The 23,390-nt window shown below is 51.7% G+C and carries 28 protein-coding genes; 8 read left to right on the forward strand and 20 right to left on the reverse strand.

Going from position 1 to position 23,390, the window contains the following annotated elements; translation table 11 throughout:
• Positions 1–2 precede the first annotated feature (2 nt).
• From WG929_RS02185 to WG929_RS02195, 3 genes are read right to left on the reverse strand one after another with little or no spacing between them, the layout of a single operon-like run.
• Positions 3–257, reverse strand: a complete 255-nt coding sequence (locus tag WG929_RS02185) for a DUF2789 family protein (RefSeq protein ID WP_416204705.1) — start codon at positions 255–257, stop codon at positions 3–5.
• Positions 258–302: 45 nt separating this feature from the next.
• A complete protein-coding gene (locus tag WG929_RS02190; protein WP_416204706.1) occupies positions 303–1,226 on the reverse strand; it encodes a helix-turn-helix domain-containing protein in 924 nt (307 codons plus the stop codon).
• Positions 1,227–1,262: 36 nt separating this feature from the next.
• On the reverse strand, positions 1,263–3,029 hold the full coding sequence (locus WG929_RS02195; RefSeq protein ID WP_416204707.1) for a hypothetical protein: 1,767 nt from the start codon (positions 3,027–3,029) through the stop codon (positions 1,263–1,265).
• Between the two features lie 569 nt (positions 3,030–3,598).
• Between WG929_RS02195 and WG929_RS02200 the strand changes: the two genes are divergently transcribed.
• Positions 3,599–4,174, forward strand: coding sequence for an OmpW/AlkL family protein (locus WG929_RS02200; RefSeq protein ID WP_416204708.1), 576 nt, complete (start codon positions 3,599–3,601; stop codon positions 4,172–4,174).
• A gap of 110 nt (positions 4,175–4,284) precedes the next feature.
• Here WG929_RS02200 and WG929_RS02205 read toward each other — a convergent pair whose 3' ends face one another.
• The 7 genes from WG929_RS02205 to WG929_RS02235 form a co-directional block, all read right to left on the reverse strand.
• Positions 4,285–4,842, reverse strand: coding sequence for a chalcone isomerase family protein (locus WG929_RS02205; protein WP_416204709.1), 558 nt, complete (start codon positions 4,840–4,842; stop codon positions 4,285–4,287).
• A 454-nt stretch (positions 4,843–5,296) separates the two neighbouring features.
• Complete coding sequence (gene folE, locus WG929_RS02210; RefSeq protein ID WP_416204710.1) at positions 5,297–5,848, reverse strand: GTP cyclohydrolase I FolE; 552 nt, start codon at positions 5,846–5,848, stop codon at positions 5,297–5,299.
• A 52-nt stretch (positions 5,849–5,900) separates the two neighbouring features.
• The gene (gene murI, locus WG929_RS02215; RefSeq protein ID WP_416204711.1) at positions 5,901–6,770 is read right to left on the reverse strand and encodes a glutamate racemase; all 870 of its coding nucleotides are present in this window, start codon (positions 6,768–6,770) and stop codon (positions 5,901–5,903) included.
• A 152-nt stretch (positions 6,771–6,922) separates the two neighbouring features.
• Positions 6,923–7,498 carry a YceI family protein gene (locus WG929_RS02220; protein WP_416204712.1) on the reverse strand — a complete coding sequence of 192 codons (576 nt, stop codon included), beginning with the start codon at positions 7,496–7,498 and terminating at the stop codon, positions 6,923–6,925.
• Positions 7,499–7,728: 230 nt separating this feature from the next.
• The gene (locus WG929_RS02225; RefSeq protein ID WP_416204713.1) at positions 7,729–8,205 is read right to left on the reverse strand and encodes a DUF2489 domain-containing protein; all 477 of its coding nucleotides are present in this window, start codon (positions 8,203–8,205) and stop codon (positions 7,729–7,731) included.
• A gap of 309 nt (positions 8,206–8,514) precedes the next feature.
• Entirely contained in the window at positions 8,515–10,194 is a 1,680-nt protein-coding gene (locus tag WG929_RS02230; protein ID WP_416204714.1) for a SulP family inorganic anion transporter, read from the reverse strand.
• On the reverse strand, positions 10,187–10,495 hold the full coding sequence (locus WG929_RS02235; RefSeq protein ID WP_416204715.1) for an ArsR/SmtB family transcription factor: 309 nt from the start codon (positions 10,493–10,495) through the stop codon (positions 10,187–10,189). The genes WG929_RS02230 and WG929_RS02235 overlap by 8 nt, the downstream gene beginning before the upstream one ends.
• Positions 10,496–10,608: 113 nt before the next feature.
• Between WG929_RS02235 and WG929_RS02240 the strand changes: the two genes are divergently transcribed.
• On the forward strand, positions 10,609–11,466 hold the full coding sequence (locus WG929_RS02240) for an MBL fold metallo-hydrolase (RefSeq protein WP_416204716.1): 858 nt from the start codon (positions 10,609–10,611) through the stop codon (positions 11,464–11,466).
• Positions 11,467–11,529: 63 nt separating this feature from the next.
• On the opposite strand, the gene ylqF is transcribed toward WG929_RS02240, so the two are convergent.
• A complete protein-coding gene (gene ylqF, locus WG929_RS02245; RefSeq protein ID WP_416204717.1) occupies positions 11,530–12,492 on the reverse strand; it encodes a ribosome biogenesis GTPase YlqF in 963 nt (320 codons plus the stop codon).
• A gap of 170 nt (positions 12,493–12,662) precedes the next feature.
• On the opposite strand from ylqF, the gene WG929_RS02250 reads away from it, so the two are divergent.
• Entirely contained in the window at positions 12,663–12,854 is a 192-nt protein-coding gene (locus WG929_RS02250) for a hypothetical protein (protein ID WP_303434601.1), read from the forward strand.
• A 110-nt stretch (positions 12,855–12,964) separates the two neighbouring features.
• On the opposite strand, the gene WG929_RS02255 is transcribed toward WG929_RS02250, so the two are convergent.
• Positions 12,965–13,546 (reverse strand): hypothetical protein, encoded by a 582-nt coding sequence (locus WG929_RS02255; protein WP_416204718.1) that lies wholly within the window; start codon positions 13,544–13,546, stop codon positions 12,965–12,967.
• Between the two features lie 98 nt (positions 13,547–13,644).
• Between WG929_RS02255 and WG929_RS02260 the strand changes: the two genes are divergently transcribed.
• On the forward strand, positions 13,645–13,944 hold the full coding sequence (locus tag WG929_RS02260) for a BolA family protein (protein WP_416204719.1): 300 nt from the start codon (positions 13,645–13,647) through the stop codon (positions 13,942–13,944).
• Between the two features lie 424 nt (positions 13,945–14,368).
• Positions 14,369–15,664, forward strand: coding sequence for a substrate-binding domain-containing protein (locus tag WG929_RS02265; RefSeq protein WP_416204720.1), 1,296 nt, complete (start codon positions 14,369–14,371; stop codon positions 15,662–15,664).
• A gap of 108 nt (positions 15,665–15,772) precedes the next feature.
• Here WG929_RS02265 and WG929_RS02270 read toward each other — a convergent pair whose 3' ends face one another.
• Positions 15,773–16,348: a YecA/YgfB family protein gene (locus WG929_RS02270; protein WP_416204721.1), complete on the reverse strand. Its 576-nt coding sequence runs from the start codon at positions 16,346–16,348 to the stop codon at positions 15,773–15,775.
• A gap of 39 nt (positions 16,349–16,387) precedes the next feature.
• Between WG929_RS02270 and WG929_RS02275 the strand changes: the two genes are divergently transcribed.
• On the forward strand, positions 16,388–17,107 hold the full coding sequence (locus WG929_RS02275) for a M48 family metallopeptidase (protein WP_416204722.1): 720 nt from the start codon (positions 16,388–16,390) through the stop codon (positions 17,105–17,107).
• Here the strand turns inward: WG929_RS02275 and WG929_RS02280 are convergent.
• From WG929_RS02280 to WG929_RS02290, 3 genes are all read right to left on the reverse strand, one after another.
• Positions 17,082–18,116: a polysaccharide deacetylase family protein gene (locus tag WG929_RS02280; RefSeq protein WP_416204723.1), complete on the reverse strand. Its 1,035-nt coding sequence runs from the start codon at positions 18,114–18,116 to the stop codon at positions 17,082–17,084. The genes WG929_RS02275 and WG929_RS02280 overlap by 26 nt on opposite strands.
• A gap of 124 nt (positions 18,117–18,240) precedes the next feature.
• The gene (locus WG929_RS02285; RefSeq protein ID WP_416204724.1) at positions 18,241–18,849 is read right to left on the reverse strand and encodes a DNA-J related domain-containing protein; all 609 of its coding nucleotides are present in this window, start codon (positions 18,847–18,849) and stop codon (positions 18,241–18,243) included.
• 37 nt (positions 18,850–18,886) lie between these two features.
• The gene (locus tag WG929_RS02290; protein ID WP_416204725.1) at positions 18,887–19,168 is read right to left on the reverse strand and encodes a PGPGW domain-containing protein; all 282 of its coding nucleotides are present in this window, start codon (positions 19,166–19,168) and stop codon (positions 18,887–18,889) included.
• A 32-nt stretch (positions 19,169–19,200) separates the two neighbouring features.
• Here WG929_RS02290 and greB point away from each other — a divergent pair, with 32 nt between their 5' ends.
• Together greB and WG929_RS02300 are read left to right on the forward strand one after the other, a co-directional pair.
• Positions 19,201–19,899 carry a transcription elongation factor GreB gene (gene greB / locus WG929_RS02295; protein WP_416204726.1) on the forward strand — a complete coding sequence of 233 codons (699 nt, stop codon included), beginning with the start codon at positions 19,201–19,203 and terminating at the stop codon, positions 19,897–19,899.
• Between the two features lie 33 nt (positions 19,900–19,932).
• Positions 19,933–20,424, forward strand: coding sequence for a hypothetical protein (locus tag WG929_RS02300; RefSeq protein ID WP_416204727.1), 492 nt, complete (start codon positions 19,933–19,935; stop codon positions 20,422–20,424).
• Between the two features lie 74 nt (positions 20,425–20,498).
• On the opposite strand, the gene ttcA is transcribed toward WG929_RS02300, so the two are convergent.
• From ttcA to ccoS, 4 genes are all read right to left on the reverse strand, one after another.
• The gene (gene ttcA / locus WG929_RS02305) at positions 20,499–21,350 is read right to left on the reverse strand and encodes a tRNA 2-thiocytidine(32) synthetase TtcA (RefSeq protein ID WP_416204728.1); all 852 of its coding nucleotides are present in this window, start codon (positions 21,348–21,350) and stop codon (positions 20,499–20,501) included.
• Positions 21,351–21,587: 237 nt separating this feature from the next.
• Positions 21,588–22,358 (reverse strand): fumarate/nitrate reduction transcriptional regulator Fnr, encoded by a 771-nt coding sequence (gene fnr / locus WG929_RS02310; RefSeq protein WP_416204729.1) that lies wholly within the window; start codon positions 22,356–22,358, stop codon positions 21,588–21,590.
• 120 nt (positions 22,359–22,478) lie between these two features.
• Positions 22,479–23,135 carry a sulfite exporter TauE/SafE family protein gene (locus WG929_RS02315; RefSeq protein ID WP_416204730.1) on the reverse strand — a complete coding sequence of 219 codons (657 nt, stop codon included), beginning with the start codon at positions 23,133–23,135 and terminating at the stop codon, positions 22,479–22,481.
• Positions 23,132–23,368 carry a cbb3-type cytochrome oxidase assembly protein CcoS gene (gene ccoS, locus WG929_RS02320; RefSeq protein ID WP_416204731.1) on the reverse strand — a complete coding sequence of 79 codons (237 nt, stop codon included), beginning with the start codon at positions 23,366–23,368 and terminating at the stop codon, positions 23,132–23,134. The genes WG929_RS02315 and ccoS overlap by 4 nt, the downstream gene beginning before the upstream one ends.
• Positions 23,369–23,390: the final 22 nt, after the last annotated feature.

Raw genomic sequence — 23,390 nt, forward strand, 5'->3', positions numbered from 1 at the left:
CTTTACGAGGGGCGAATATCAGGTTCTTGTCGCAGTAGCGTATCCAGGGTATCGATCACTTCCGACCAGTCGGCATCCTCGTTGAGTGATTCGCGCAGGAACTGCTGTTGCGACGTTGTAAAAAAGGACAATTCTGAAAGCTGGGAATGTTGGCCAATAGGTTTGTGGCGATCAATAAAAGTACTGATTTCCGTTTTGCTGTGCGGTAAGCCAAGCTGGCGAAACAAATCCGCCAGCGTATGAATGGGCGTGTGCATGCGGGCCACCTTATCGTTGTATTGATGGCTCAGTGAGACCAAAAATTACCGGTGAAGTTCATGTTTGGGGCCAGACTGCAGTGCTTGGCGTAATGCTCTGGGGGATTGACCGAACCAGCGTCGGCAGGCACGGCCAAAGTTTGCCGGGTTATCATAACCCAGTTGTTGTGCCAGTAATCGCAGTGGCAGATCTGTTTGCTCGATACCCTGAAGTGCCAGCGAGCTGCGGTGCAATTCCTGTAATGACTGATAACGTGTGCCCAGGTTGGCGAGTTTGCGATTGAGGGTGCGGCTGCTGATCTGTAATGCTTTGGCACAGGCTTCGATGCCAGGCGCGCCAGATTCTCTTTGTAACCATTGCCAGACCTGAACTCCGGTATCGTCGTTGCTGGCAGGCTGGTTGGACAGGCGTTGCAGGCATTGACGGCGCGCCTTTATTGACGGAATCGTTGACGGACGTTGGTCAGAGGAAGGCAAGGTCAGTGTCAGAGTCTGGCGGAGCGTATTCAGGGAGGTCAGCTGGCTATCAACCAGGCCAAGGTTGATCATGCCTCTGAGCAGCCGGGCGTTGATATACCCCAACATGTATTGATGCAGGTCGTTTTTGACTCTGGCTGGTAGTTCATCCGAAAGCTCTGGAGCAATGCTGATCGTAAGATTGAGGGTGCTTGCTGTTGCTGCCATTTTGATGTCGAGCCATGGTATTGACAGCCGGGTATAGCGCATCCACCAGGACGCCATTTCCAGTCCGTCAATACTGGCCTGAAGAATCTGGAAGAGCATTTCCTGATCGGCTGGCTCCAGCTGATCTCCATGCTGTGTGCTCATCGCGGCTATATCAACGTGTTCAAGCAGCTGTTGTAGTGAGCCTGATAATAAGGTCGACACCGGAGTGGCCAGGGCTGGGTTGCCGATCGGGTGTGCCCGATTGAGAAGACGCAAGACTTCCCAGGGAGCACGGCTAGGCATGAGTGCTGCAATGTAGGGTGTGGAAAACGCGCATCGCTAGAGATCTTCCAGATTTAACTTGATGGTGGCGGTGAAGCAGGATGAATCATCGGTCCAGAGAATATGGCCGTTGATCTCCATATCGACAATTTCTTCGCAGATTCCTTGCAAGAGTAGAGGCCAGGGTGCGTGCGGTGGCGGTTGGGTTCCAGCGCGCAACGCAACGGTCATGCTCAGCGTCTGATTGTGCAGTGCGAGTGCGAGTGCTGGTGTGGCATCACTTTTTCTGGATGGTTTTATCAGTAAATGTTCAAGCAGAAATTCAATCAATGCCAGTTTGACATCAATAATCAGAGATAGTGGTGTCGTCAGAGCAGCCGTTGATTTCGCCCGAGTCAGGTAGCGTTGGATAAATTGCACCAGGTCGACAGATTGCTTCGCTGGGCCTGTGAGCACATTAAACGCGTGAATGGTCACATTTAGTGGCGCCGCGAGGGTCGGTTCTGCAGCCTTCGCGGCAGTTTCAAGCGAAGGGGTGACCAGTGACAACAGTGAAGGACGTTGTCGGTTGGCCATCTGGTGGCGCAGGTGGTCACACTCTCGCCGCAAACGATCGAGATCGCTGCTTTGCACTAGGCCCAGATGCTGGAATTCGTCCTGTTGCTGGCGTAATGCCGTTTCCATTCGAAGATTCAATTCTTGCAGCTGTTTGCGGGCATAATATTCAGCGGTATGGTCAACACTGCAAATCAGTACTTCTTCCGGGCGATTATTGTGAAAGCGGATAGCCTGGAAACTGATATCAAACACACCTTCCTGGCCGTTGAACTTGAGTAATGAAAACTTGCCCTGCACTCGTTTGATACGTCCTTGCAGCAGCTGGTAAACGCGCTCTCGCTGTTCAACACCAGTATCAGAGTTCAAGCGTTCCAATATTGCATGCAACGGATTGTCGATACGGTTCAGCGCTTCCTGGTCTGTGCGTAACTGATAACAAAAATTGCGGTTGGTTTCCATCCGGTCTTCTCGAACCAGATAACGGCAGAAGCCCATTGTTGTGTTTTCAATTGCCATATTGAGATGATTATGAGTATCTTCCAGCTCGATTCTGGCCTGATCACGCAACTGCATGTCACTGAGTAATGATTGGCGCATTTGTTCGATGGCAAAGGCAAGGGCATCCAGCTCATCCCGTTTTTCCGGAGCAACGCGGGAACGATGCTGAAGTGCAACAGGGTGGTCGGGGGTTTGAATCGAAAAGGTTCTGGCCCAGTCTGACAGTGAGCGTATATGACGGGTAATCAGATGATGGATCAATAACAGCAAAATCAGTGAGATGGCGATGGTTTGGCACAACTGTACCAATAACATGTTAAACGCACGGGTTTCGAGTTGTTGGCGCAGCTGCTCATAACTGCCGAGAATGGTCAGAGTTGCAAGAAAAGTCTGATTCCCCTTCTCTTCATAATAGACTTCAAACTGGTGGCGGATATCGATTTCGCCGGGTTTGAGCCCCGTTTCTATGTAGCCGAAGTCAGCGCTGTCGATGGCAATGTACTCAACGCCGTCAAAATTGAGCATCCCTTCAAGTTGAGTGCGCAACTGTTCGGCATCAAAATTCCAGAGGCTGATTGCGAGGCTGTTTTCATAGCTGGCTTCCAGCTTTACCAAATTGTTTTGCAGTCGCTGGGTGCCTCGCTGATAGTCGTCAATCAGTATCCAGCCATAGGAAAGCATGGCAATCAGGAAATTTGCCAGCAGCAGATATGAGAGCAGTTGTCTTCCTATCCGCGTGCCAAATGCCGCAGAAAATTGCTCAATCAAATGTCAACTCCATGATTTTCTCCAGATGTTGCTCAGAATAATGCTCTGGGAGTACCGATAGCTATTTGGCCAGTTTCCAGGTCTGGGTCAAATAGCGATTTGCTTGTCGGTCGTTGGTATAAAAATTTCCTGGTCGAGCCAAATTGCCAGTACAAGCCGCCATTACAAGCAGTCATTGGTGGGAACCCCTTGTCAGTATTTTCAGCAGGGCCACGTCCTGATGGGTTTTGCAGACCGATTTGGCACTTTTTTGATGCTGTTCAACGTAATGGGACAAAGCCTCCGCACCAGCGCCAAGCTGAAACCGGCCAGCCAGCAGGAGCGGTTGGTAATAGTATCAGGGATTACCCAACTGTAGCCCAGCTAACGTTTTTTTGTTGTCTGGCGATGAAAGAAGCGTGCCATACCGGCATCGACAAATCAGGGTGACTGGCCCAACTTGACCTGCCACAAGTTTGTTAAATGTCTTTTTTTTGGGGCGTTGAATGCTTGATTTGCATCAAAATTGTGCACCAGAAGGTAGGTACTCTGCACTCATCTATCAAGCGCACGGAATCAAGGAGTGCAAAATGAAACTGATCAAAACTTTGCTGGCCACTGTTGTTGCGGTATCTGCTATCCCGGCCATGGCTTATGAAGCAGGTGACATTATCGTCAAGGCGGGTCTGGTTCAGGTCAAACCTAAGGATGATCCCATTGAAGGTACTAACTATCAGATTGAGGATGACACTCAGCTGGGTCTGACTCTGACCTATATGGCGACCCCGCAGGTCGGTGTGGAACTGTTGGCGGCGACTCCTTTTGAACACGAAGTCACTTCCAATGGCAACAAGGTTGCGACAACCAAACAGTTGCCACCGACGATTTCTGTCCAGTATTACCCGTTATCTCCGGAATCAGCACTTCAGCCCTATGTTGGTCTGGGTTTGAACCACACATTCTTCTTTGATGAAGATATGGCGGCAAAGCACTTGGATAAGAGCACCGGTTTGGCTTATTCTTTGGGCGTTAACTATGATATAGATGCTAGCTGGTTAGCGAATATTGCTTTATACAAAATTGATATTGATTCCAAACTTAATGATGCTCTGGACGTAGAGGTTGATCCTCTGGTCATATTAGTGACTGCTGGCTATAAATTCTGACCGCAGTAATTATGTGGTTTTTTAAAAAAGCGGCTATTGCCGCTTTTTTAATGCTCAGATGAATGGGAATTACCCTTAAGGAACAAGCATCAAATCGGTTGATGATAAGCCTACAAAACGGTTGCCGCTATGCTGGAGTCGGGTTGAGGAGTTCGTGCTTGCAGCATCTGGGTGTCCAGGGGAGCCTTTGTTGTTATGGATGCCAGGGCCAAGGCATTGAACCAGTCACGACCTTGAATAATACCCATATATTCATTTTTGACAATAACTTCAGAGCCGCGCCCTGGCGTATATTCGATCACAATTGAATCGCCTTGCTGAAGGCGGGTATCCAGCATTTTTACCAAGGCATTCAGTCGACTTTCCAGTTTTTCCAAATGTTCCCACTCAGTGGCTATTGTGATGGCGTCATAAAGAGATATTCCCACTCCTCGGCCACTGATAAGATCTGATTTAACCGTCAGTTCCAGGCGCTGTATACCGGCGCTGGACTGGTCATTATAAATAGAGCTGGTATACGCATCCGTGATATAAAAATAATCACGTGATGATGAGTTTTCCAGTTGCAGGATATGGTTGCCATCTAATGAGGTAACCGGGGTGTTTTCGGCCAGACAGGTTGCTGAAAGAAAAGGCAGTATGGCAATTGCCACTAGGTGATTTTTCATATTCCATTACCTCTCATTGTTTATTGTTTTCTCCTTTCTCACATCTGAATCTACGCTCTGTGATGATTAATCGCAATTACAATTTTTTTTACAATGGCTTTGTTTCCGATTGTTACCTTAGGTGACAAGTAGAATATAAGATGGATGGTGGCATCCGGGGGGATGTGTTTCGTACAGTAGCAATGACGTGTTTTTCGAGATTTTTCTGATAATAAATATGATTGTTTTCCTGCGGCTGTAAAAAGTACACACCAATCATCTTGTTGCTGGCTGAGCCTATCTGTCAGTTGTCTGGCGTATCTCCTGACAAGTCTGTGCTCATTCTGCGTGAGCATTACGGCCATGTACGGCGAGTTCAGACTTGCTCAGAAGTTTGTCAGGATTTGTTATAAGACCTGCCACATTATTGATATGTGGGGTGGCTACTGCCGGTCATGTGATGGGTGATGCAGGATTACATTCCAACCAGACGCATAAACTCGCTGCGGGTGGCGGCATTGTTGCGGAAGTCACCTTTCATAACGGAAGTGCGCATCATGGAGTTCTGTTTTTGCACCCCTCGCATCATCATGCACATATGCTGCGCTTCCATGATGACCCCCACACCTCGACAACCGGTGACTTCTTCGATGGCTTCAGCGATTTGCTTGGTCATGTTTTCCTGGATTTGCAGGCGGCGAGCAAACAGGTCGACGATGCGGGCAAATTTTGATAACCCGAGCACCTTGCCGTTGGGCAGATAACCAATATGGCAACGCCCGATAAAGGGCAGCACATGATGTTCACACAAAGAGTAAAACTCGATGCCCTGCACCGCGACCATCTCGTCATTGTCACTGGTAAAAACGGCACCATTGACGACCTCTTCGAGATTGGCGTCATAGCCACTGGTCAGGAACTGCATGGCTTTGGCGGCACGCTTGGGTGTATCCAGCAAGCCTTCACGGGTGATGTCTTCCCCCAGTTCGGTCAGAACCTCACTGTAAAGGATTTCGAGTTTTGACATGTTTTATCCAGATTTCCGAAATACCTGAGCACTATACTCAATGAATAAATACTTATACAAGATAGTTTTTTGTATAAGTTGTGTTTGCTGTATTGCCAGTAATTTTCGGCAAATCCAGTGCGATCCAGTCCGAATTGATACTCTCTGGCGGGTGACCAGCAGACCAAAACTGGTTCAGGTGTGTTGCATCTGCGACCCCATGGGTTTGATACAAATAGAGATGACCGATAGCTGCTTTGGTGTCGGTCTGCAGTGCCGCTCCCAGTAAGTGGTTTACCCTGCGAGCAATCGCCGCGCCGGAGTCTACCCAGCTGATCGACGGCCAGAGTAAGGTCAAATATGGCCGTAGCAGTGGAAAATGGGTGCAACCCAGCACAATGTGGCTGGGGCAAGGCGATTGTTCCACCCAGGGAGACAGGTGCTGTCTGATGCGTTCTGCCATTACGTCGTGAATGCTGTCGGGTGAGCGGATCAGGGTTTCGGCCCACTCAACCAGTGGCCGGCTACCTAGCCTTCTTACTTCACAATGCCCGGCAAAGTCCTTCACCAGTTGATCGGTATAAGAGCGACCAATAGTCGCCGGCGTTGCCAACAGTCCGATAACGCCGTTCGCTGATTGTTCTGCGGCCGTTTTGATAGCGGGAACGACGCCCACGACAGGAATATCCAGTACCTGGCGGAGTGAGTCCAGTGCCAGTGTACTGGCAGTGTTGCAAGCAATAACCAGCAGTTTTACCGGCAGCGCACGAACTGCTTGCTGACACAAGCATACAATCCGTCGGGTCAGGGCCAGATCCTCGTGAGTACCATAAGGAAAGGCGGCTGTATCCATTAGATAGTGGACTGTCAGATCGGGACGTAATTGATGTATTTCCCTGACGATACTAAGGCCACCAACACCGGAGTCAAAAACCAGAATCAAAGACAGTTACCAGGCGAGATTTAAACAGAGTGACGGGCAGTTTAACAAATTTCATCCGATGTGGCTGCGTGTTTGGGTGATGAGCCGTTACCTGATGGACGGGACAGCGCGCGCAATCGGGACGTTGTGCGCGCTGGATCTGACGAGCCGGATTACTCTGGATTCAGTATCAGGGTGAATTCCACTGGTACAACTTGACTGATGGATGCTAGGCTGGCGACGTTTCGTAGCGCCTCGATACCGCCTTCAAGCCCAAAATCAGCGGCATTAACAAGAATGGGGGCCAGGCTGCTGACGACCATGGAATCATCGGCAGCCGGGGTGGCCAATACTTCTGTACTGACCGGGACGCGCTTGCCATGTAACGACAGTGAGCCAGACAGAGTAAAGCGAGTGGGCTGGCCTTGCTCCAGTGAGGTCATAACGGAGTCGGGAATCATGGCCTGAAGCATGGCAGTCGCAAACTTATCGGTATCAAACAGCATGGATTTCATCCGGCTGTTGCGGATCTCGATACCGGTTTCAACGCTGGTCAGATCGATAGTGATCATGGCAGCGCCGCTGCTGTTGACGGAACCATAAACGTGTTTGAACTGGTGACTTTCAACCTTGTTAATGTTCTTGGTGGTCTGGAAGGCGACGATCGAATCATTATTAACCTGCCAGTCCGCCAGGGCGGGCAGACAGGCAAACACAAGCGGGGCCATTAGTGTGGTGCGAAAAGTCATACAGACTCCTTAGCGGATTGTTGGAACCTCTTAGCTGGCTTTGCGGGATGACTGTCCTGGTACTGTTGTCGTAGACACTTGGTGTTCTAGCAGGTTGTTGATTTTCTATCTGCGTGGCCACTGCGTTGTTAAAAACAGGCTCAAATCGGTCATTTATCTCGTATAAACTCCCTCTTTTCGCCGGTTTTTGCCTTGCATTGACTGTCTCGAAAACAAAAATCAACAGCCTGCTAGTGTAGCAGGACAAGATCCGGAAACGTGCATTCGACCAGCCATCCCAATGCGTGTTCAATAGAAGCCTTGTATTCCTCTTCCAGATGAATGCGCCGCGTGTCGATAGCAAACTGCTGTTTGGGTGCGAGTTTTTTATAGGCATCAAGGATAGGCATCTCGGCGACTTGCTCATGGAAGGTGCGTAAAACAGTTAATTTGTCATGTTGCCAGACTAATGGATCAAGACCGCTGATAATGTGATGCAGTCGTAATACCCCTTCGGTGATATCACATTGATCACTCAGGATCGCCCGGGCCAAAAAACGTACATCCTGAACCAGACTTTGCTGATGGCGGCGCAGCTGCTGTTCTGCGGCGGCAGCTTGCGCCTGTTGTTCTGCCTCGACCTGTCTGACCTTATGGGTCAGGTGCCAGGCGTAGAGAGAAAGAAAGGTTATAACTGTGATGCCAATGACAGCGGTCAGGATAAGCATGGGAATAGCCACCAAAAAAGTTTGCTGGGATGATAAACATTTCAGCGCAAAAGTTAAGGAATGCGTTTAAAAGAGCATATTCTGTGGGTGGCTTACACGTTTGGTGCCGGTGGGCAGAAGACACAGCCACCTTGAGGATGACTACTTTCACGGTATCGAAGCCGAAAACGAGGGCCTGAGCGATGGCCGGATACTGCATAGGTCGGGCGTTCGGAATCCACCCGTTTTGAGGGCAAGGACTGAGGCGTTGCCTGGTTCTGCGGGTTTTGTCCGGTGCAGGAATGGTCGGGGCAGCAGAAGGGGTGACGGTCAGACATGACCCAGTTCTCTGAGGGCGTCACTGGCGGTAAAAAAGACCTGCCCTGGCTTGATGCGCTCCAGCCAGTCGGTGCTTTCCAGTCTGTCCATGACAGGCCCCTTGAATTCAGCCATGTGCAGTAGAATATTGAGTTGTTGTAACTGCTGGTGTAATTCCAGCAATCCTTCGTAGCCATTAAAGTCGATATGGTTGATCGCACTGCCGACCAAGACCACGTGGCGGATACCGTCAGCCTGTTCAAGGCGATGAATAATATACTCGTTCAAATAATGGGTATTGGCGAAATAGAGGTTTTCGTCGACCCGGATCATCAGTACTTGAGGTGAGGTGCTGACTTGGTGACGTTGGACGTTGCGGAAATGATCACTGTTTTTATAACGACCGATTTCGGCGATATGCGGTTCACTGGAACGGCGCAGGTACAGGACTAAGGACAGCAAAATACCGAGTGAAATACCCAATTCGGCATTGCTTGCCAATACCGCCATAAAAGTGACCAGCCATACCAGTCCATCGCTTTTCTGGAAGCGCCAGGCGTGCAGGCCATCCTGAAAATTGATCAGTGGAATGACCGCCACCACAATAATGGCGCCGAGTAATGCCTTGGGCAGGACGGTGAACCAGCTGGTGGCAACGACCAGTACCAGAATGATGCCTGCCAGAGTGAACAGACCTGCCAGTTGACTGCGTGCTCCGGCCGCTTGGTTAACCATACTGCGGCCAAATCCGCCAGCAACCGGATAGGCTTGCGAAACCGCCGCACCGAGGTTGGCAATGCCCAACGCCAGCAATTCACGATTAGGGTTCAGTCCAGAGGTTTTCGCCCGCCTGGCCATCGCGGTTGCTACGGACAGGCTTTCCAGATAACCAATCAGTGCGATCAGCAACGCGGAAGGGAGCAGGGATTGCCATTGCTCACTGTTCAGGTGTGGAAGTGCCAGCTGAGGTAACCCAGAGGGAATATCACCAACAATTTCGGCGGGTAAATTCAGCGCTGGCACCAGCGTAATTCCTAGCACAATCAAGACCAGTGGGCCGCTTCGGCCCAATAATTCGCTCATCATTTTCCAGCGATGGGTAATCAGCATGCGGCATAAACTCGGCCATGCCTTGAGTAGCAGAATCGCCGCAGCAGACAGCAGCATGACTGCCGGTAACGCTTGTTCCAGATGTTGCAGTACGTACCACAAGGTATCGGCCAGGCTTTCCTGCCGGGGTACTGACATGCCGGTCAGTGATTTACTCTGGTTAATAATAATGACAATAGCGGCAGCGCTGGAGAAACCAGAAATGACGGAATGGCTGATAAACGTTGTCCAGCGGCCTAGACCGATCAAATAAAAGAGCAGCAGAAACAGCCCGGTCAATACTGCCAAGGCCGCCGCCAGCTGGCTGAATTCGGCACTGCCAGGGGTAGCCAGTTGTTGCAGGGACTCCAGCGTCATTAATGACACGATGGCAGCAGGGCCAACAGCAAGGCTGGGGCTGGTGCCGAGCATGGCATAAATAAACAAGGGTAACAGCGCGGCATACAGTCCCGCCTGGGGCGGCAGGCCAGCCAGAAAGGCGTAGGCAATACCTTGGGGAACCAGCAGAATCGCTACAACCAGGCCCGCTGCCAGGTCGGCAGACAGCCACTCGCGCTGATAATTACGCAGGGTATTAAACATGAGGGGTATCGTCTCCGTACAATTCATTCAGCAGCCGGATAACACGCACAGCCTTGTCATCGACGAGGCAGTAGAATACGCATTGTGCTTCTCTGCGGCTGGCTACCAGATGCTCTCCCCGTAGCCAGGCGAGGTGCTGCGACAGCGCAGATTGACTGAGTGGAAGCTGACGGCCCAGTTCGGTAACGGATATTTCTCCACTTCTGAGCAGGCAGAGTATGGCTAACCGGTGTTCGTTGGCGAGGGCCTTGAGCAGACGCACGGCGGGCTGGCGTTGGGTGTCGAAAGAAGAGGGTGACATAACCGCAATCTCATCAGGCTGCTGGAAGGAACCAGTGACAGTGTATATCAAGTATTGCTAAATAAGAATATTCTAATATAGTTGTTTTTGAGTTCAAGAATACGGAGGCTGACATGCGAATCCAGAGTTTTTATCATCAGGATACATCCACTTACACCCATTGGCTGGAAGACACAGAGCATCACCTGTCGCTGATTGTCGATCCGGTGCTGGATTTTGATCAGAAATCCGGGCGCACCAGCACCGGGTTCATTGACGCCATTCTTGGGCAATTGGCGCAGCAAGACAGCCGTCTGGTGTATGTGCTGGAAACCCATGCGCACGCTGACCACCTGACAGCGGCTGACTATCTGCGCCGCAAGTTCGGCGCGGATATTGTGATTGGGCAACCGATCAAGAAAGTGCAGGGGATCTTCAGGGAAGTGTTTAATGAGCCGCAATCGTTTGTCGCAGACGGCCACCAGTTTGATGTGCTGGTCGCAGAAGGCGACAGCCTGATCCTGGGCAATCATCAGATTCGGGTTTTGGCTACCCCTGGTCATACCCCGGCGTGTGTCAGTTATGTGGTGGATGATCAGTTGGCGTTTATTGGCGACACTTTGTTTGCGCCGGATACTGGTACTGCGCGATGTGACTTTCCCGGTGGCGATGCCAATACCCTCTATGACTCAATACAGAAACTGTTTGCACTGGGCGACGAGGCGCAGCTGTATTTGTGTCACGATTATCCACCAGCCGGGCGGGAATTGATCAGTTCGGTGATGGTTGCCGAGCAGCGGCATCAGAATATCCACGTTCGGGACAGTATTAGCCGGGAAGAGTTTGTTGCCTTGCGCACCGAGAGAGATCGCGGTCTGGAGATGCCTAGACTGATCCTGCCTTCGTTGCAGGTCAATATCCGCGCCGGGGCGTTGCCTGAAGCCGAGGATAACGGGATCGCTTATCTCAAGTTACCGCTCAACCATTTTTAACCAAGTGTGTTAGCCAGGAACAGTAACCAACAATGACGCCCCAGCCCGGCAGAGTCTGCCGGGTTATGGATTTTCCGAGGCGTCAGAGCCGGGTTCTCGCGGTCGCCGATGGCGTTGTTCCAACAAGCGTCGTTGTTCTTCCAATCGGGCTTGTTCTTCAAGTTGGCGTGCTTCAATCTCGGCCAGCTCTGCGGCAATCATATCCGGTGTTTCGAGAGAAATACGGCCAAGTTTGCCAGAGCGCAACTCGTGCAGCACCAGTTCCGCAGCCTTGTGTAAATCAATGACTCCGCCTGGTCGCAAGCATCCCCGTTTGCGACCGATACTTGCCAGTGCCTCTGCCGCCGATGCCGGCTTTTCCTTGAGTTTGTAGCGCTGTATCAGCAGGTCAGGGTATTGCACCAGCAAAAAAGCCAGCGTGTGGCTGGCGATGTCTTGATACTCGATTGCCGTGTCCTTGACGGCACCACTGGCCGCCAGGCGATAACCGCTGTGCTCATTTTCAAACTTGGGCCAGAGAATCCCCGGCGTGTCGGATAACACCATGCCGTTTTTCAGGTCGATCAGCTGATTGGACTTGGTCACCGCTGGCTCATTGCCGGTGCGGGCGATATAGCGTCCAGCCAAACCATTGATCAGGGTTGATTTACCCACATTGGGAATGCCCATCACCATCAGCCGCATGGCCTGTTTACGATCAGTACGAACGCTGCCCATCTTCTGGCACAGGGTCAGCAGTCGTTTCAGTTGTGATTTGTCTTCGGCGACCAGGGGTAATGCCTGGGTGTTGGTTTGCTGGCTGAAGTACTCGACCCAGGCCTGGGTGATTTTGGGGTCGGCCAGATCCTGTTTGTTCAGCAGCTTGATAACGGGTTTATTGCGGCGCAGTTCATCGACCATGGGGTTGGTACTGGAAAACGGCAGGCGCGCATCCATCACCTCAATCACCAGATCGATATCCGGCATGGCTTCACTGATCTTCTTGCGGGCCTTATTCATATGCCCTGGGAACCATTGGACTGCCATTGTGTGTAATCCGGTTGACCTGAATAAATTAGGGCGGCACATTGTATCGATCGGCCCGGTGAGAGCAACCGCCCGTGAGCAATTGGACGTTATTTGAATGTCATATTTGCTCGATAACCTGACCGTGGTCGAAAAATTCCTGTGGAATTGGTCAAGTTGGAGACAATTGTATGGATGTCTTGCAAGAAGATTTCGCTCGAAGTGCCAAGCGTCAGGGCCGTCAGGCCTCGGCAACGGTATCCGGTCGGCGTCGCGCCGGTTTCCTGGTTGGCAACAAATTTGTTTTTTCGGATCAGGCTGAAGTGCTGTGGATGGAAGCCGGACCCGGTGAATTCCGCGAACTGCGTCTTTGGCGCAAGTAAACCTTCGTTCGGGTAGTCGAATCGACGCTGAGTAAATTCGTCGCTTTGTCCGGGTAACCAGACAAAGCGACATGCCGGAGCGCGAGCAAACAAGCATCGCTCGGGCATGTTTAGCCTGCTGAAAACACCGATGTCGCTTCGGCTTCATTGGAGGGTTTTATACCCTCTGCAGAAAGTTCTTCCGATTCATCCGCTGGATCTGTATCCGTAGCGGCGGTCACTTTGCTGGTGACTGCACTGGTCGCTGTTTGATCCAGCACTTTTTGCGCGCTGGCCAGTAATTCTTGCTGTTTTTCCTGTTCTCTGGCGCGCTTACGTTCCAGTTTGACGATGCTTTTTTCATGCGTCGTCCACTGGCCCTGTCTGATATCGACATCCGTCACGCCATTTTCTTCCGCAATTTCTTCTGCCAGTTGGCGTGTAGCTTCATCGGCATCACGGGCCAGCAGCTTGCGCTCGCCGGATTCAAGGCGGCTGAACAGGTCGATCAGTGCGGTTGACATGACATCTCGGGTGATTTCATCACGGCTTTTGCTAAATCGGCGCGCAATCATATTCAGCATGGCGAGATCGGCAGGTTCTATTTTTACACTGATTTCAGCCTGGGTTTTTTCCTGCAGGCGGCGTTCCTGCTCTTCCTGATAATATTTGTCGATCAGGCTTTGGGTACTGTTGCTCTCGGTATCTTGCATGTAGTGCTCCGGGTCACTCTGGGGAGGATTGGACTTGAGTTACGGCTCGGGGCGGCGGATTATACGCATACATCACAGGGGTAGTAACCGGAGTTTGTATGAACGCGGAAGAGTATATTGCTGAACAGATGACGTCGTTGTCACCGGTTCATCTTGAGTTGATTAATGAGAGCCACATGCACGCTGGCCCAGCGCTGGACTCGCACTATAAATTGATCCTGGTTTCCGAGGCATTTACCGGCAAGCGTCTGGTGGCCCGACATCAGCAGGTGTACAGCCTGGTGGCGGATGTATTGCAAAAGCCGGTTCATGCCCTGGCGTTGCATTTGTATTCGCCGCAGGAGTGGCGGGAGCAGTCGACAGTGCCTGAGTCACCGCAATGCGCGGGGCAGCACTAAGCCCCGCAGGTTCCCTGGGGGCGTTCACAATGATAAAACGAAGCCTGTTGTAGATGAAAAATTCACCAGGCAATGATGTTCCTTATGCCTTGTTCTGAGAGCCACTGGCACTCAGCAGGTTGATCCAGGCATTGAGAACTCCTCCTTACGGGCTGGGATAGTGAAACAGGACTCAATATATTGTCTCGGCGGCGTTCATCAAATTGACTTCTTGGTATATTAACCTTATGAAATGAAAGGGATTTTATCCAAAATGCCGGATCGTTAAACAAACTGCTAATCTGGCAACTTTGTAACTAAAGTGTCATTGAATATTCATACAATCGCGCCGAACTTTCGACCTGAAGCCAGAATTATGACTCCGATTCGTACTTGTTTGGCTCTGCTTGCCATGCTGTGTTTTACAACTGTCAACGCAGGGATTTTGCCACCTTTCACTGGCTTGCCCGCTAATGGCGAAGTCCGTCTGTTTACTATTCATGGTTCCAACACCATTGGTGCCGAACTGGGGCCTAATCTGGTCAGGCAATACCTCGAAGAGAAAGGTGCTAAAGACGTCCAGGTTCGTAGTACGCTTGTCAGTAACGAGCAGATTGTCAGCGGATTCTTGCCCGATACCGGTACCCGCCTGACAGTCGCTATTGCTGCGCACGGTTCCAGTACTGGCTTTAAAGGGATTGCCAATGGTGCTTCGGATATAGCGGCGGCTTCTCGTCCAATCAAGGACAAGGAAGCCGATTTGCTGCGAAGCATTGCCGATATGCGCAGTCCATCCGCTGAGCACATCATTGGTATTGACGGTCTGGCCATTGTTGTCAACCCGTCTAATCCTGTCGGCGAGCTCAGTGTGGAAGAGATTTCCGAGATTTTCTCCGGCGGCTATTCAGACTGGTCGCAAGTCGGTGGTCGTCCCGGTGCTATTCATGTGTATGCCCGTGACGAGAACTCCGGTACTTGGGATAGTTTCCAGGGCATGGTGCTGGGTAAAAAACCCTTGATTGAATCCGCCAAACGCTTTGAATCGAACGCGGTGCTATCGGATGAGGTGGCGGCCGATAAAGGTGGTATCGGTTTTGTCGGATTATCGTCGGTACGGAAATCAAAATTACTGGCGGTTTCTGACGGCAGTGCCAAGGCGCTGAAACCGAACAAGTTGACCGTGGCCACGGAAGACTACGCTCTGGCTCGGCGTCTTTTTATGTATACGGACGATGCTCCGGAAAATCCGTATGTGGTTGAATTTATGGATTTTGTGCAGAAGAACGAAGGCCAGCAGGTGGTTGCGGATTCCGGTTTTATCTCGCAGGAATTAAAAGAAGTGGTACCTGAGTTTTACGGTGAGTTACCACAGGATTTTCGTGAAATCACCAATGATGCCAAGCGTCTGACCATTAACTTCCGTTTTCGTGAAGGCAGCGCATCGCTGGATAACAAGGCGATGAAAGATATTGAACGCCTGGTGGACTACTTGCAAAACCAGGGTCGTAACGATGCGGAAGTGGTGTTGATCGGCTTTGGTGACAAGAAGCGAACTGAAAAACGCTCCAAATTGTTGTCCAAATTACGTGCGATGGCAGTACGTCGTGAGCTGGTGCGAAACGGTATTTACCCCAAATTATCGGTGGGATATGGCGAATATCTGCCGGTTGCCTCGGTTAACCGGGCAGAAGGGAAGATGAAAAATCGTCGTGTCGAGGTGTGGGTCAGGGATAATACCTGAGCTGTCTAGGTATGAACGGCGAAGAAAAACCCGGAACCCTGCAAGGGGTCCGGGTTTTTTTGTGTTATTACAAGCTAATACTGTTCTGTTGCCATTGCTGAGATAGCGTTAACCTTGGCTATGGAAAAACAGGTAGAGATCAATGACTGCCGCTGGAATACCACCACAGACCTGATCGGACAATTCGATGTCGTCATCAATATCGGCCATTTCTTCTTCGTCGGCGAACAGGCCAGATGCATACATGATTGGGAACAGACTTTCGGCGACATTTTCTTCATCGCGGTTGTACCAGTCTTCCTCTTGCAGCATAACGCCAGTCATAAAGCCGATGGCCCAGCTTTCGATGGGGGGTTCGTCTTCTTCATCTGCCAGAGTCAGTTCGCTTGGCACGGGGAAATCTTGGCCAGAATCGAGCCAGGCCCGGATTTCACGAATCATTTTGCCCAGTAACTCGGTAACAGTGGCTTTTTCGACACTGGTGAAGCCCAGTTTTTCGTCAAACGCACAATCCCATACCCGTTGGATATCGAACTCGACTGGACCTGTCAGCAAGGCGGTAATCAGACCGTGGACAGCAAAAAAATCGAAGCTGTCCTGGCGTTCCGCTTCGTCTTCCAGCAAAACCCCGAGGGTTTCCAGTTCGTTCTCGGTCATGGCTGGGATATCATTTAGATCATTCATTTCGGCGCTCCTGAAGTCGGAGCCAATGCTAGCAGGCTTATGAAAGGCTACAAACAACAATTGCTTGTCCCGCTGGATGGAGAGGAAGTTGTTCTCCATATTCAGGCGATGAAACGCAAAAGTTTGCGACTGGTGCTGAACCCGGCGGGTGAAATCGATCTGCGTATTCCGCTGGGTTCCAACAAGACCCAGGTGAACCGCTTTCTGGAAAGTCACGAACAGTGGCTGGTGCAGCGTCGTCGTGAGTGGAAGGCAAACAAGAGTCGCAGCAAAAGCGCGCTGAGATTCCTGGGGCGCACCTTGGCGCTGGTTGAAGATGATGTTGTTTTTCCTGAAATCGGAGGTGAGCTGTTAGGTGATGAGCTGCTAAAAGTCCCAAGGGTCGCAGAAGTACAACGCCAAGCTGTCCTGGAGCAATGGCTCAGGCAACAGGCTCGAGCCAAATTTGAATCCTTGCTGGATTTCTGGTGGCCACGGTTTCAACAGTATGGCGTCGCCAGACCGGTGCTGCGGGTCAAAAAAATGCGTACTCGCTGGGGCAGCTTGTCACGCAAGGGTTACATCAATTTGAATCTGGCATTGATCCATATGCCAGAAAACCTGATTGAACTGGTCGTAGTCCATGAACTTTGCCATATCCGCCATTTTGACCATGGCCCCGGCTTTCGGCGTTTGTTGGCGTTGCACCTGTCAGATTGTCAGCTGCGGGAGCGGGAACTGGATCGTTTTCATCTCAACGGTTTTCCACGCTCGTGTTGATCCACAACTGAGAATACCAGTAAAAATAACCAGATTTACTGATGCTTGGCGCAGTGCAGTTGTAACGACTGCGACCTTGGGTAATCGGGTGGAGAGCTCGGGTTTGCAAGGTAATGGTCTTGCCTGACACGCTGGTCTGATGGCTGATCTGGCCTTCGCCACCAGCGAAGCAGCGCAAACTGTCGGGTTTGATATCCGTTGATTCGATCGTCAGCACCAGTGTCGGCGGGTTTTCGCGGCCCAGTGCCGGATCGACCAGTGACGAGTTGCTCACTGGCATGGCCAGGGTTCGCAGCTTGTCGTTCAGTGTATCCGGGTCGGAGTAGTCTCCGGCTGCCGGAAAACGCGGAATCGCCTGCCAGAACGATGCCTTGGAGACCGCTCCGGAATGCTGGCCAAAGGCCAGATAATCATGGGCTTCGAGCCACTGGGTGATCTCCAGCGAATACTCGCCATAGGGATAAGCCAGCAATCGGTCGGAATGACCCATTTCCTGTTTGATACGCTGCTCGGCGGTTTCGACCTGCTGGGTCAGCCATTGATCCAAGCTGAGATTCTTGGGACGCTGAATCAGATAGGGATGATCCATGCTGTGGTTCGCAATGGTGGCACCTTGTTGTTGCATCTCGCGCAACTGGTGCCAGCGGATGACGCCAGCGTATTCGGCGTCCACGGCACCCGGATTAACAAAAATGGTAAAAGGCCAGTGGCGTCGGGCCAGTTTCGGGAAGGCGTTGCGATAAATGGATTCATAGGCATCGTCGAAGGTAATGGCGACGGCGTTGTCGGGTAGCGACTTGCCCAGGCGTAATGCGGCCATCGCTTGCGGCAGATCAACGATGGTCTTGTTGAGGGACGCCAGCAGCTGCAGGTGGCGCTCAAAATCAGCTGGGCTGATACTGGTGGTGGCGGGCGTTGCTGTGTCTACATGGTGATATTGCAAAATGACCAGGTCGGATCTGGCTGAGGCAGCCAGCAGCAGTCCGAGGAGCAAGGCGAGATACTTCATAAAACGCTCATCGTGTTGGAGAAAAAGAGAGTGAATGACAACAAGTTGTTATTCGAGTGGGTTATTCAAGTGCAAACGATTAGTACAATTGTTGGTACTCTCCTGAGTCGTATCTTGTAAATTGTCAGAGTGTCAGGCGTTGATACGCCGCTAGCAGCGCCTGGAAGTGGCTGACGTTACCGCCACGATCCGGGTGATGACGCATCGCCAGGCGTCGATACTGACGTCGAATATCCGCTTCGTTGGCCCCTTCTTCCAGCTCCAGCAAGCGCAGGTCGTTGCGGCGCTGGTCGGGTGTCAGGGTTTGTTGCCAGATGCCACGCAAGAGTTTGTCGACGGTTTCACGGTCGGTACTGAGGTGAGTCAGATCCAGGTAATAGCGTGCCAGCGAATCGGCTTCGCAGACCTGCTGGTTATCGCTCGCCTGGCGGGTATCCCAGGGCAGTAACTGCACCCCCAGAGGTTCGATACTCAGCCAGCCGGCCTGCTGGGCGAGCCATTCCAGCCGCAGTCGATACAAACAATGCATCACCAGAAAGTGACAACGAAACAGGGTCAGCGAGTCGGACAGGGCGTCGTGCTGGAAAACGCCGGGAACCGGCTGCTTGAGCCACTGGATCAGCTGGTATTCGGTATGACACTGGCCATCCTGCAATTGACTGGAGAGCAGCTGCTGCAGGGTATCCAGGCTTTCGTCAGGTGGATTGATCTGTTCGCGTTTGAGGTTCAGCATGGCGGCAGAATATCACAGCTGTGGTCTGGCTGCCGCGTCAGGGGCGCTCAGGATCCGTGTCTTCAATCAGTTTGCGGGCAAAGCGTGGCAGCTTGCCTTTGATGGCATTAAGCTGGCCGGAAAACTCTTGATAACGATGCCGTTGCCGCCGTAGCCATTCCCGTACCCTTGGAACCGTACTAACCAGCAGCGACAGTCCGATAAATACCATGATAAGGCCAAAGGGGATAGGCAGTGGCGTGACAATAATGCCGACGATGATCAGCAAAATTCCAAGCATGATTTTGACACTGCGTTTAACCATAGAGAAGTCAGCCATCGATAGTCGTAACCTGCTAAAGTGTCATGTCGATGTTGCTCCATCATGACGGCCACGATAAATCTGTCGCCAGTGGCGGCCCTTGGCATGGTAGCACCGATTTATTCACTTTTATCCGCTTGAACCACTTTGATAGCAGCCAATCGTTTCGTATGAAAGCACCTTCCAAGTCCCCGTCGTCAGCCTCTTTGGGCAAACAACCCCTGCCGCAGCGCAGTCTGCTGTCTACTCCAGAGGGAGAGCAGGCGTTACGAGCAGAATACGAGTATTTGTGGCGTATCGAACGCCCGAAAGTGACTCAGGAAGTCTCCGATGCTGCCAAACTGGGCGATCGCTCAGAAAATGCCGAATATATTTACGGTAAGCGGCGCTTGCGCCAAATCGACAGTCGGGTACGTTTTTTATTGAAACGCCTCGAAGCTTTGACCGTGATTGATCGCCCGCCCGCAGATCTCAACCGGGTGTATTTTGGTGCCTGGGTTGAACTGGAGGCTGAGGACGAAGCGATTTATCGTTATCGCCTGGTTGGAGAAGATGAAATCGATCTCAAACATGGCTATATCAGTATGGATGCGCCGCTGGCCCGTGGTTTGGCTGGCAAGTACGTGGATGATGAAGTGATTGTGCGTTTGCCAAAGGGAGAACAGACCTATGCCATTCTCTCAGTGACTTATTCACGACCGGCGTGGGACAACAAGCCCGACGAGGTCACTCATCGCTGGCTGACCTGATTTAGCTGCTAGTCTGATGGTCAGGGAGGATTTATGAACAGATCAGGCAGTGTACAAAGATCCGTGTCGGCGATAGTGGCTTGCTGGTGCTGGAGTGTCGCAATAGCGGTTGTCGCGGAAACACCCTTTGGCCCTGGCGATTTTGCCGGGATCTACCGGCTACCGGTGATGATTGATACCGTGGTCAGTGTTTGTCCGTGGAAATCGGCGTCTGGCAGTGGCTATGTCCGGGTGATCCGTACACGTGGCCCAACCGGTCACGGCCTGTATTTACAGTGGATACGATTTGGGGTGGCAGGCAGTGAAGCTGAGGTGATTTCGACCCGGAGCATTGAGGAATTGGCAACGGAGTTTGACGTTGCTGTGGAGATGCCAGTGGCACAGCTCGAAAAAGACCATTGTCTGTTGCAAGGCCAGGCAGAGGATAGTGTCAACGGACGACGTTACCGACTTGATATTCGTGTTGGTGCGCCCGGAGATTACCAATTCGCAGTTACCCGGCATCTGAGTGGTGGTTTACCCTAGCAGGCTGTTTTTTACCCATTCAAGTCGTGGCCGCACTCTCAGACGGGTGATTGGTGTATGTGCAATGGCTGACGCTATTCGATCGTTACAATATCCAGCCGCGTGGCCAGGTGTGACTGGTCTTGCTGCTTTTGCAGGTTAACAAAGTCGAACAGGTTAAGATCTCCCAGTTGTGAGGGGGCTATGTTACAGATGGCTGCGAAGATGTTGTCACTGCGGCCTGGTTGGATTTTTTCCCACTCCTGCAGCATGTTTTTGACGTTTTGACGTTGCATGTTTTCCTGCGACCCACAGAGGTTGCAAGGAATGATCGGAAATTCCCGCGCTGCTGCAAACGCCTCGATATCCTTTTCCTTGCAGTAGGCCAGCGGACGGATCAGTACGTGCTTCTTGTCGTCGCTGAGTAATTTGGGTGGCATGGCTTTGAGCTTGCCGCCATAAAACATATTCAGGAACAGAGTTTCGATAATATCGTCGCGGTGATGTCCGAGGGCAATTTTGTTGGCACCAATGTGTTCGGCAAAGCCGTACAGGGTACCGCGCCGCAAGCGTGAGCACAGACCGCAAGTGGTTTTGCCTTCCGGAATAATATCCATGACGACGCTGTAGGTGTCTTTTTCGACAATATGGAAGGGCACATCCAGCTTGCTCAGGTAATCCGGCAGAACATGCTCAGGAAAGCCCGGCTGTTTCTGATCCATATTGACTGCGATCAGTTCAAAGTTAACCGGGGCGCTTTTCTGCAAGCTCATCAATATGTCGAGCATGGTGTAGGAGTCTTTGCCTCCCGACAGACACACCATGATCTTGTCGCCTTCCTCGATCATGCAATAGTCTTCGATGGCCTTGCCGACATGACGGCGCAAACGTTTTTGCAGTTTGTTGAATTCGAGTCGTTCTTTGCGATCGATGACGTCGGCAGTCATGCTGGGAAACTCCTGGATGTTCTGATATGGAACACGGACTAAAAATCAGGCGGCGAATTCTAGCGAATAGATTGGCTGTCGTCAGCAAGAGTTGCTGTGCTGAATATCCGATTCAGCCGAGCTATGGCTGACAGGGAAGGTTGTTAAAGGTCAGCGTGTGGGATACTGCGGAGCAGTAGCAGCCACATATGTCCGGTGTTTTGCCGAACGGTTGCGGGCTGCCTGCTGCTACTCGGTTTATTCTGTGGTGGCCGTGTCGTCGCATTCGAGATGAGCACTTAGGCCCGCCATCTCATAAAGACTGTTCATGTCCAACACAATGATTTCCTTGCCCTGGGTTTCGATCAGCGCATTTTTCTGGAAGCGGGTAAATACCCGGCTAATGGTTTCAACCGCGAGACCAAGATAATTGCTGATGTCGACCCTGGACATGGGCAGCCGGAAGTGGGTCGCGCTGAAACCGCGGCGGGCGTAGCGGTTGGAAATATCCAGTAAAAAGGAGGCCACACGTTCTTCAGCGTTCTTTTTGCTTAACAGCAGCATCATGTTCTGGTCGTGGCGAATCTCATTACCCATGGTACGCATCAGCTGTTTACGCAGATCGGGTAATTCGTCGGTGAGATTTTCCAACTGGTGCACCGGAATTTCACATACGGTGGTTGTTTCCAGTGCCTTGGCAGTGAGTGGGTAATCACCGGCATCGTAACCCGCTAACCCAATCAGTTCGCTGGCGAGGTGAAAGCCGGTGATCTGTTCTTCGCCATTACTGGCCAGGGTATAGGTTTTCAGGGCACCAGTACGTACTGCAAATACCGACTGGAAGTCATCCCCTTGCTGGAATAACAGCTGGCCTTTCTGAATGGGTCGGCCACGGCGAATGATATCGTCAAGTCGCTCCATATCACTGTCGCTGAGCGATAGTGGCAGACACAGAGCGTTCAGGGAGCAAGTCTGGCAGTGGGGCTGATTGCCGCGCAAGGGGGGATGTGCAACTTGGTTTGTTTTCATTGAGCTCACCGTGTCTGGTTTTCCGTGACAAACGGAACAACTGTTTTCCATTAGTTTTCGTATGGTCTTAGCTCACAGGGTGACTGTCAAGACATTGGTCAAGGTATTACAGTTGGCTGACTATAGCCAGATGGCCGCTGCGGTCCACAATCCATAACTGATGAGCAAAAGTCCGGCGATGCGACGGCTGATGTTGTGATTGAGTAATCGATTGAGGCTGCTGGCGGCGAGGCCGCTGGCAAACAGGGCTGGCAGTGTGCCCAGTCCGAAACAGGCCATGGCCAGTGCCCCCTTGAGTGGATCGCCATTAGCGGCCACCCAGCTTAATGTACTGTAGACCAGGCCACAGGGAAGCCATCCCCACAGCAATCCGAGACGAAATCGGCTGCTGACTGATTGTTGTGCCAGTAATGGTTTGGTGGCGGGCTGTAGCAGACGCCACAGGTGCTGACCGAGCTGTTCAATCCGGGTCAGCCAGCTTGCCCAGCGCGCGATGTAGAGTCCCATCAGCATTAGCATCACGGCAGCCAGTGTGCGTAATACCAGCGTCAGCAGGTCATTCAGTTGCTGCAGCCATAAGCCAAGTACAGAGACTATCAGCCCAGCCACTACGTAGCTGGTGATTCGTCCGCCATTAAAAGCCAAGGCGGTTAGTAGTGGTTGATGCTGTGAGCGACTGCCAATGGCTGCCGCAATACCGCCACACATGACCAGGCAATGACTGGAACCAAACAAGCCCAGCAGTAATGCGGTGAGCAGTGACAGTGGTTCAATCACGACAATTTGTCAGGTGATGTGGCGTCTGCAGCTGCAGGCGGTGGGGTGATTGTTGTTGACGGCGGTTTGTCAGCGCTGGCCGTCGTTTCCTCGGGGTCGTCATCAAAGAGAATTTTGTGGGCTGGCGACTCCAGATCATCAAACTGACCGCTACGTACTGCCCAGAAAAAAATCAGGGTGGCGATACTGATCAGGACGATCGAGAGTGGAACAAGTATGTAGATAATATCCATGTTATGTCCGTTATGCTGGGCA

It is taken from the genome of Oceanobacter antarcticus (genome assembly GCF_044962685.1).
GTDB classification, from domain to species: Bacteria; Pseudomonadota; Gammaproteobacteria; order Pseudomonadales; family Oceanobacteraceae; genus Oceanobacter; species Oceanobacter antarcticus.